Annotated in this window: 5 protein-coding genes and 1 pseudogene; 1 reads left to right on the forward strand and 5 read right to left on the reverse strand. The window is 33.3% G+C overall.

The window, feature by feature from the left end:
* Positions 1–126: 126 nt before the first annotated feature.
* The 5 genes from E4T68_RS07670 to E4T68_RS09820 all read right to left on the reverse strand — a co-directional run bounded on the left by E4T68_RS07670 (position 127) and on the right by E4T68_RS09820 (position 8562).
* Positions 127–324 carry a hypothetical protein gene (locus E4T68_RS07670; protein WP_135125718.1) on the reverse strand — a complete coding sequence of 66 codons (198 nt, stop codon included), beginning with the start codon at positions 322–324 and terminating at the stop codon, positions 127–129.
* A 235-nt stretch (positions 325–559) separates the two neighbouring features.
* On the reverse strand, positions 560–5518 hold the full coding sequence (locus E4T68_RS09960) for a S8 family serine peptidase (RefSeq protein ID WP_135125720.1): 4959 nt from the start codon (positions 5516–5518) through the stop codon (positions 560–562).
* 362 nt (positions 5519–5880) lie between these two features.
* Positions 5881–6684, reverse strand: coding sequence for an ABC transporter ATP-binding protein (locus tag E4T68_RS07680; RefSeq protein WP_135125722.1), 804 nt, complete (start codon positions 6682–6684; stop codon positions 5881–5883).
* Positions 6685–6705: 21 nt separating this feature from the next.
* Positions 6706–7587, reverse strand: a complete 882-nt coding sequence (locus E4T68_RS09815) for an ABC transporter permease (protein WP_228099282.1) — start codon at positions 7585–7587, stop codon at positions 6706–6708.
* 18 nt (positions 7588–7605) lie between these two features.
* Positions 7606–8562, reverse strand: coding sequence for an ABC transporter substrate-binding protein (locus E4T68_RS09820; protein WP_228099283.1), 957 nt, complete (start codon positions 8560–8562; stop codon positions 7606–7608).
* A 436-nt stretch (positions 8563–8998) separates the two neighbouring features.
* Between E4T68_RS09820 and E4T68_RS07690 the strand changes: the two are divergent.
* Positions 8999–9492, forward strand: a pseudogene (locus E4T68_RS07690) (helix-turn-helix domain-containing protein); the annotation flags it as partial.

Raw genomic sequence — 9492 nt, forward strand, 5'->3', positions numbered from 1 at the left:
AGCTGTAGCAATATGACAATATTTTTTAACAATAGGTGTTTCACAGGTCATCGTTTTATGACAACAAGTACATTGATAACGTCTCATTTTTAAATGTAATTTAGTGGGATTTTCATAAACAGGTAATCATTTTATTTTTCTTAAATAACTCCCATAACGAATCAGCTGATTATGCCCACAATGATGACATTTTTCTATTTTTCTTTCCCAGCTGGCATGAATAATATGATATTTAATATGATGTTGTACGTCTTGAGTTAGCCAATTTTCTGGAAATTCAAATTCTTCTTCCAATTTCAATAATTTTCTGGTATTCTTATCCATGTGAAGCACCTCTTTACTATTTTGTCTCAACTTATAGTTTACTGGTTTGCTTCACTTTTTTCTATAAAAAAATAATCGTGTTGGCGAACTTTTTTGTTCACCAACACGATTTTTTGTAAAATCTCAATATAACAACACTATTATACTGCTTTTTTTAAAATCATTTCCACATCGTTATGATTTTATATAACAGAAACATTTCAACATGCATTCAGTCTTAATCTTTTAACACATATTAAGATATACCATCACGTTTACGTTTTAGCATAAAGATTGTTCCACCTGCTAACGTAATCATAACACCCACAACCGTTAATCCTTGTGCTTGACCTGTAAATGGTAATTCTTGATTATTTGATACTTTAGATGTGTTTGTTTCCTTCTTAGATGAGCTTGTACGTCCTTCACTCATTTCTTTTCTAGTTGAACTTGTACTACTTTCGCTCGTTTCTTGTTTAGCCGAACTTGTACTACTTTCACTCGTTTCTTGTTTAGCTGAACTTGTACTACTTTCGCTTGTTTCTTGTTTAGCTGAACTTGTACTACTTTCGCTCGTTTCTTGTTTAGCTGAACTTGTACTACTTTCACTCGTTTCTTGTTTAGCTGAGCTTGTACTACTTTCGCTTGTTTCTTGTTTAGCTGAGCTTGTACTACTTTCGCTTGTTTCTTGTTTAGCTGAGCTTGTACTACTTTCACTCGTTTCTGAAGAGTTTTCTGTAGTTGACGAACTTTCATTTGGTTGAGGTTTAGGTGCTTGACCTACCAATGCTTGTTTAGCACTATTCAAAGCACTTAAAGCATCATCAATTTGTTGTTGTGTTGCTTGACTATCATTCAAGACTTGACGTGCTTGTGTAACAGCATCATTATACGCTGTTTTACGCTCTACACTATCATACACATAAGCATCACTTGCTAAAACAGTTTCTACTCCATCAACAGCTTTTTGCAATGCTTCTTTAGTAACAACTGGAGCCTCTTTTTCTGTCAATACAACAAAATGACTAAATGAACTTACAGTAAATGTTACCTTATCCTCTGTAGATTGATGTTTTAACAATTCAAGAGTACCATCTTCTTTTTCGTGGTAAATTTTAACAACTTTATTCAAACCTTGTAAACTTACCGTACGACTTCCATCGACTTTAACTCTATTATTGTTACGTGACAAATAAATATCATAATATTTTGCTTGATAACGTTCAATATTCTCTACATTAATAACAGATCCACGCAATTTTTCTATTACATTTGCATCATTAATTTCATCTACAACAAGATGCGTTGTATTTAACACTTGCTGACTTAACTCAACTTCACCAACTGGCGTTTTTTCTGGCAATGTCGCAACACGTGTCACGTAAGTAGGTTCAACCAATTTAGCATTTAACACATTAATGGCATCTTCAACTTGATAAGTCAATTTTGTAGGATCTGTTTCATATCCTTCAGGCATTTCAACAACAAAAGTATACTGCCCATTCACAATGCGTTTTTCAAAAACAAATGGATCATATTTACTTTGTGGTAAGCTAAATTTCTCGCCTTTTTGATTCACTGCATATACTTTTGTATTTGCTGGCGGCAATTTATCAAAACGAACTGTCATTTTATTCTTAACAATACTTTTTGCTTCAAACAAGACATCTTGCTTAGGTTTTTGTTCAGTTAACTCAACCTTAGCAACTCGTTCTCCAATAAGCTCAACTTCTTCATCTAGTAAAACAATTTCAACAGTATATTTTCCATAAGGTAAAGTATGAAGAATACGATTATTAGCACTCATAATATCGCCAACAATATTTCCAGCTTCATCTGTTATCTTATAACGTAAAACAGCAACTGGTCGATCATACTCTTGTTCATCAAGATTTAGCTTAACTTCTACTGCCCCTTTACCTTCAGGTAATTTTGGTGTTTCTTGTTTTGAAGAATTAGATTCTTCATCATCCCCCTCTTCTTCAGGTTCTGTTTGAACAAGCGTCCCATCTAAATATATACTTGTTTCATTTGCAGCAAAGTCAACAACTTTAAACAAAACATCTTTCAACTCCACATTTTCAGGAATAGTATAAGATCCATCAGCATTTGGGTGAATTTCATGCCCCTCAACTGTTTCCTCTCCCTCTGGAGTAGTTACTGTTTCAATATAAACTAGTTGCTTCTTATAAATCCCACTTCCATTTTCCTCAATATTTGTAGGATTAAATTGACGTGTATTTGCGTTATATTGTGAGGTAATATCCTCAATTTTTGGGGCAACTGTGTCAATTTTAACCAAGAAACTTGTTTCTTGCACTTTTCCAGCAGAAGACTCTGGACGGTACTTAACAACATATTGATATTCTCCATCTGGGAGTTTATTTCCTTCATCATCTTCTCCATTCCAGATAGTTTCATGAATTAAATAAGATTTTGCAGCTTGTCCATTATCATAATATGTCTTACGCCCAGTCATATTTCCATACGTATACAATGGACGTTCTCTGTTCACATCATCTTTTGCATAAACAGATAAACTTAAATTCTCAAAATTACGCAATATAACAGCTTTTAATGCCACAATATCTTGTTTATTATCATTGTTAGGTGAAAAGGCTAATTTTGTTCTATCAAACACAGGATTTTCCTGTTCATCAGCATATTCCCCTAAAATAGCAATTTCTATATTGCCTTGTTCACTTGGTGTAGATGACACTAAAGCTGTCACATGATTATCCTTATCACGTATTTTTTCCGCTTTATTTGCATAATAATAAAATGGTTTTTCTTCACCTGTGAAATCATAAATTGGTTTTTCTAAGACGGCTAAATCTTGGAAATTCCCTTTAAATGCAACATAAGGAATACTTACCTCATCAAGTTGCGTTGTTGCATCTGAAAACTTCACAAAACCTTCTAAATAATATCCGTTCGGCATTAATTTTTGCAACTCTGCAGTATATTGTGAGGTATCCACTCTAATTTTCACACTAGCTGAGCTATTAGCAGGAACAGTAAGTGTACTTTCTCCATTTTGAGTAAATAATTGACGTGGATTTAAGGTGATATTTCCCTCACTTACCTCATCAGTATTCACATACGTCGTATAATTTAACTGTCTATCTTGATTAGACAAATTATGAACCACTACATCAAATTCAAAACTTTCAGCTACGTTTCCTAGCGAAATACTTCCATAATCATTAGTTCCTGTAACATATAAATCACCTGTTGCAGCTCTAGCTGCATCAATAAGTCCTGCACCTTGTTGTCTTGGTGACGTTAAAGCTTTTGTATCATTATTAATATTCACTTTAGCCGTACTCATTAACAAATGTTTTACTAAAGCTTGAATTTCAGCAGCTGTTTTATTAGGAAAACGTTGTTTCAATACTTGTTTAACTAAAGCAACTGCCCCTGCCACATGTGGAGAAGCCATACTGGTTCCATTACTTAATCCGTACGTTCCATTATTGTAAGAAGAATAAATATCTCCTCCTGGTGCAGTCACATCAGGTTTTAATTCACCATCAGAAGACAATCCCCAACTCGTAAAATCAGTTAATGTATTTCCTTTTTCACTAGTTCTCTTAATTTTTGAACCATCAAACGTTAACGTATATGACCCACTATGCTTAGCTATTTCCATTCCATACGAATGTCCTATAGATACAATTGGATAGTCTTTATCCATGCCATTTAAAGCCATTGCTGGTAATTCATTACCACCAGCTTGATGATTAAAGATTACGACTCCTTCAGCACCTGCATTTTTAGCATTCGTCACCTTCTCAGTAAATGTAATCTCACCCCGTTGAATTAAGGCAATTTTTCCAGATAAATCAAGTTGATTAAAATCTTCTTTCTTTCCTAGATTAACATAAACATACTCATAATCATGAGTTGGATCAAACAATGTTGCATACGTTCTTATACTCCCTTTTCCATTAGGAAAATCTGCATGTCCAACTAATTGTTTAACAGTCATCACATCTTCACTCACAGCAATATTATTAATGGCTGCTACTGAAATAGACTCATAGGCAACAGAGGGATTTCCAACCAATCCGTAATCTGGATTACTTGCAAACGGCTTAGCATATCCTGTACCAAATACCCCACTGTTCCCAGCCGCAATAACAACTGTTACACCAGACTGTCTAGCCAACTCAATCGCTTTATTAACCGCATCTCCAACTTCTATTACCGAACCTGATGCAGCACCCAAACTCATATTAATGGAATCTGCACCTAAAGCAACCGCATCTTCAATAGCTTTAATATAAATAAACGAGCTTGTTCCTTTACTTAATTTATCTGAAAACACTCGCATAAACATTAACTGTGATTCAGGTGCTACCCCTGCAACATAATCGCCATTCGGTGCCGGTTTAGACGGATTTCCTACAGCCGTTCCAGATACATGCATCCCATGTGACTCTTGATTTTTCTCTTTTAAGTCATCATTCCAATCTGCATAATTAAACGCAAAAACTAACTTATCATTATACCATTTTCCGTAATTAATTCCGGCAGTTTCCTTAGCTTTTTGGATAGAAGCTGCAGTTGGATATTTAGCATTCGTCATATCTGTCATATTCAACACATCATGACTAGGGTCAATTCCTGAATCAATGACTGCAACGACTTGTCCTTGCCCTTTAATCCCTTTATCCCAAAGAGCTTGGACATCAATCATATTATTACTATCAATAGCTTTACCCAACAAAGCTGGTGGTAAAATTGTACTATTCACATCTACTTTAGGTGCTTCATAATCCACACTAACTTCAACCGACTCTACTTGATCTAAAGCTTGAATTTGTTTAGCTTGAGCATACGTCAACTCTAGTGCAAATCCATTGAAAAGCAAATCATATTCAAAAAGTTTTTGATATGTTATCCCTTTAGAACGAATGTCCTCTAACACACTCAATCGCAATGGTTTAGTACTTTCTTTACGTTGATTTCTACCTTCCTGTGTCTTTAAAAGATCTGGATTAACAGAACTTTCTTTTAATTTCACAATAACTTTAACAATATCTGTGTCTTTAAATTGATTTTCTGACACATTAGATAAAGTTTGTTTTGCTTGTACCACTTCTTGTGCTTGCACACTCCTAGGTACAAACGGTACTACTGTCGGACTTATCGAGCCTAACAACAATACACTTGTCAACAAAATGGATTTCCATTTTTTAGAGTTTGACATTTTCTGTTCCTCCTTATTCAAAATTGTTATAAAAAAATGAAAACAATTATAACTTAAATTATAATATGATTATATTTAACTATAACTCTTTGTAAAATTCAAGAGAAAAATAAACGGAAAATTTAATTTTTTTAATTAAAATACAAAAACTAAGCCCTTTTATACATTTTCCCTATTTTTTATATAAATCTTACACCACTATCATACCTGTGGCACCGTTCCCATGTCTAGCCCTAATTTCAGAAAATCTTATATAAAATACACTATTTTTTCATATAAATCTATTTTAACTCATTATACAACATACTATCTACATTACACACCTTCTTACTCACATACATTTTCTCTCTAACTTTTATTTATTACATTAATATCAATTCATCATTTACTAGAGCATGACCACTTCTTTCTTGGAACAACGTCATGATTTTAGATACTGTAAGCTGTTCTTTTTCTTTTCCAGCAATATCAACTACAATTTGTCCTTGATGTAACATTACTAAACGATTGCCATATTGAATAGCATGCTCCATATTATGTGTAATCATTAAAGTGGTTATTTGTCTTTGGGTAACGACTTTATTTGTTAGTTGCATTACCATATCACTTGTCTTAGGATCTAGAGCAGCAGTATGCTCATCTAACAATAGTACTTTAGGGAACACCAACGTTGCCATTATTAGTGTTAAGGCTTGTCTTTGTCCACCAGATAAAAATTGTGTATCCACATGTAGTCTATCTTCTAAACCTAAATCTAGCTGACTCAATATTTCTTTAAAATACGTTCTATCCGCTTCTGTAACTGCTCGTTTGAGCAAAGAGCGTTTTTGTCCACGTAATTTAGCAATAGCCATATTTTCTTCAATAGTTAATTGAGATGCCGTTCCCATTTTCGTATCTTGAAATACTCGACTAATTAAGCCCGCACGCTTAGTTGCATTATCTTCTTGAATTTCCCGGTTGTCTAAAATGATTTTTCCATCATCAATCATTACACTTCCTGAAATACTATTTAACAACGTCGATTTTCCTGCACCATTTCCTCCAATGATAGATATAAAATCTCCTTGATTAACGTCTAAATGAATGCCTTTTAACACATGATTTTCATTAACTGTATCTTTTTCAAAAATTTTGTGCACATTTTCTAATCTTAATAGTGTCATCTTTATTCTCCTTATTACTTGTTATGGCATAGTTATCTTTTTTATCCCTAACTTTTGACGAATTTCAGGAATATATAGAATGATAGCCAATAAAATAGCCGATACCAGTTTCAAAAGCTGCGTATCAATATTAGTCATAAAAATCATCACAATAATTAAACGATAAATAATAGCACCACCAACAATGGAAATAAGCCGCTTTCCTAATGAAAGATGTTTAATAATAACCTCTGCTAAAATAATAGACGCTAGACCAATAACAATCGTCCCTACTCCCATATTCAAATCTACAAACCCATTATTTTGTGCCATTAATGCTCCAGATAACGCAATCAATCCATTGCTAAGCATATATCCAAAAATTTTAACCCTATCTACAAAAATACCATTAGCTTGCCCCATTGTGTAATTATCACCAGTAGCCCTTAAAGCTAAACCAAGCTCAGTATTCAAAAAGATAATTAACACACCAATAACAAAGAAAGTTACTAAACTACCTAATACCAAAACAGCCATTGTTTTAGATAACCCAAAAGACTGAAACATGCTTATTAATGTGTTAGACTTCAACAAAGACACATTTGCCTTCCCCAAAATCAATAAATTAACAGAATATAGCCCACTCAACGTAATAATTCCAGTTAATAGTGCAGGAATATGCATCTTAGTATGCAAAAATCCAGATACCGCCCCTGCCAACATTCCTGCTATAACCCCTAAACATGTTGCAACTAAAGGAGATATACCATTAACAATAGCTTGTGTGCATACAACAGCTCCAAGGGGAAAACTCCCCTCGGCTGTTAAATCAGGCAAATTCAAAATACGATACGTTAAAAAAATACCTATTGCCATAACCGCCCATAAAATTCCTTGAGATACACTCGATACTATGCTATCCATATCAAAACTCCTTTATTTTTATTCATCACGAATTGTTGTTGTATCAATTTGAAACGCCTTAGCTGTTTCCTCATTTACTAAAACATCTAAATCTTTTGGATATTCAGCAGGAATATTTTCCACTTTTTCTCCTTTTAATACTTTCACTGCTAAATGTGCTGTTTGACGTCCTAATTTATCATAATTCGTTCCGTAACTAAACAACACACCAGCTTTAACATCTGTTTCTGACCCACCAAAAACAGGCACTTTTTTCTCTAATGATGCTTCAACAACTAAATTAATCGTACTTGAAATCACATTATCTGTTGTAATATACACAGCATCACTTTGTGATAAAATAGAACGTGCTGCATCTTGAACATCATTTGAATGAGAGATGCCTTTTAAAATTGTTTCATATCCAGCTTGTTCTAAAACATCTTTAGCCAACTTAGATTGTATTTCCGAATTACGTTCATTTGTAGTATATAAAATCCCTACTTTTTTTACTTGAGGCAATAGTTTCTTTAACAATGCTACTTGTTTATTTACTGATGTTTGATCACTTGTCCCCGTCACATTAGCTCCTGGTTTTTCCATACTCTCCACTAATTCAGCTGAAATAGGATCCGTTACAGCTGTAAATAAAATCGGCTTACTGTCAGATTGAGCTGCTACGGCTTGAGCAGCAGGTGTTGCAATAGCTAATATCACATCATTGTCAGATACCATTTTTTCAGCAATAGTCTGCAAATTACTCTGATCTCCAGACGCATTCTTTTGTTGAATAACAATATTTTTTCCGTCCTCATAACCGAGTACTTTTAATTCCTCCACAAACCCTCGATTAACAGCATCTAAAGCATTATGCTCTATATATTGTAAAATACCAATCTTTTGTTTAACGTCATGCTCACTCTGCTTAGAAGAACATGCCATTACTATACTTATTGCACTTATGAATAAACCAACTCGTAATATCCATTTTTTCATGATAAAACCACCTTTTATTATTTTTTTAGATAAAAAGAAAAAGCCAGTTAGATAGCTTTTATCTAACCGACTATATAAATAGACTATATAATTACCAATTAAGTCCTTTAGCTACTCGTTAGATAAATTATTATCTAATCAGCTATGGACACATCTAAAATCTCTAGCTTCATAGATACAAACAGCTTGTTTGCATCTACATGCAAACATTATCTATAATAGCTAAAGTAATAGGCACGACGAAGTAAGAAATTATTGAATTTTAATTGTTTACACATATTTCTCACTCCATTCTTTTTTCTAATGTCTAAATTTTATCATGTTTTTTTTATTTGTCAATAGGTTAATTATACTATTTTTATTTTTTATCAATCGAATGTGATAATGTCTTAAAGTAATCGAATGACAAAATGTCCCAAAATGATAAACTAGAGATATGAAAAGGATAGAATTAACAGTGAATGAAATAAAAAAATATAACGTCATCAAAGCCGTTCATCATGGCAAAAAAACAAAACAACGTGCCTGTGTTGAATTAACTTTATCATTAAGACAAATTAACCGACTACTTAACAATTATGTTCAATTGGGTAAGTCAGCTTTTTCTCATAAAAATAAAAAACGCTCGCCAAAGCATAGTCTACCTGAATCTACTAAAACTTTTATTGTAGAACTATACCAATCATTTACCAATTTAAAACCTAATGTTGTTCATTTTACTGAAATTTTAAAACAAGAACATGGCATCAATTTAACAGATACAACTGTTCGTACCATTCTCTATAACCATGGGATGATTTCTCCCAAAACACATCGTAAAACAGTAAAACGACTAAAACAACAGAAAAAAGTAGCACAACAGGTGAGACATGAATTGTCTATAAACTTACCCCGTTCTTGTGAGTTTCTAGCAGATAGTGACACTATCCA

The organism is Granulicatella sp. WM01 (assembly GCF_004570605.1).
Taxonomy (GTDB): Bacteria; Bacillota; Bacilli; order Lactobacillales; family Aerococcaceae; genus WM01.

What these genes read in the sequence shown, in the direction of transcription:
- E4T68_RS09815 (WP_228099282.1), bottom strand. Translation starts at nt 7,587, where the DNA reads ATGGATAGCATAGTATCGAGTGTATCTCAAGGAATTTTATGGGCGGTT.
- E4T68_RS07680 (WP_135125722.1), bottom strand. Translation starts at nt 6,684, where the DNA reads ATGACACTATTAAGATTAGAAAATGTGCACAAAATTTTTGAAAAAGAT.
- E4T68_RS09820 (WP_228099283.1), bottom strand. Translation starts at nt 8,562, where the DNA reads ATGAAAAAATGGATATTACGAGTTGGTTTATTCATAAGTGCAATAAGT.
- E4T68_RS09960 (WP_135125720.1), bottom strand. Translation starts at nt 5,518, where the DNA reads ATGTCAAACTCTAAAAAATGGAAATCCATTTTGTTGACAAGTGTATTG.
- E4T68_RS07670 (WP_135125718.1), bottom strand. Translation starts at nt 324, where the DNA reads ATGGATAAGAATACCAGAAAATTATTGAAATTGGAAGAAGAATTTGAA.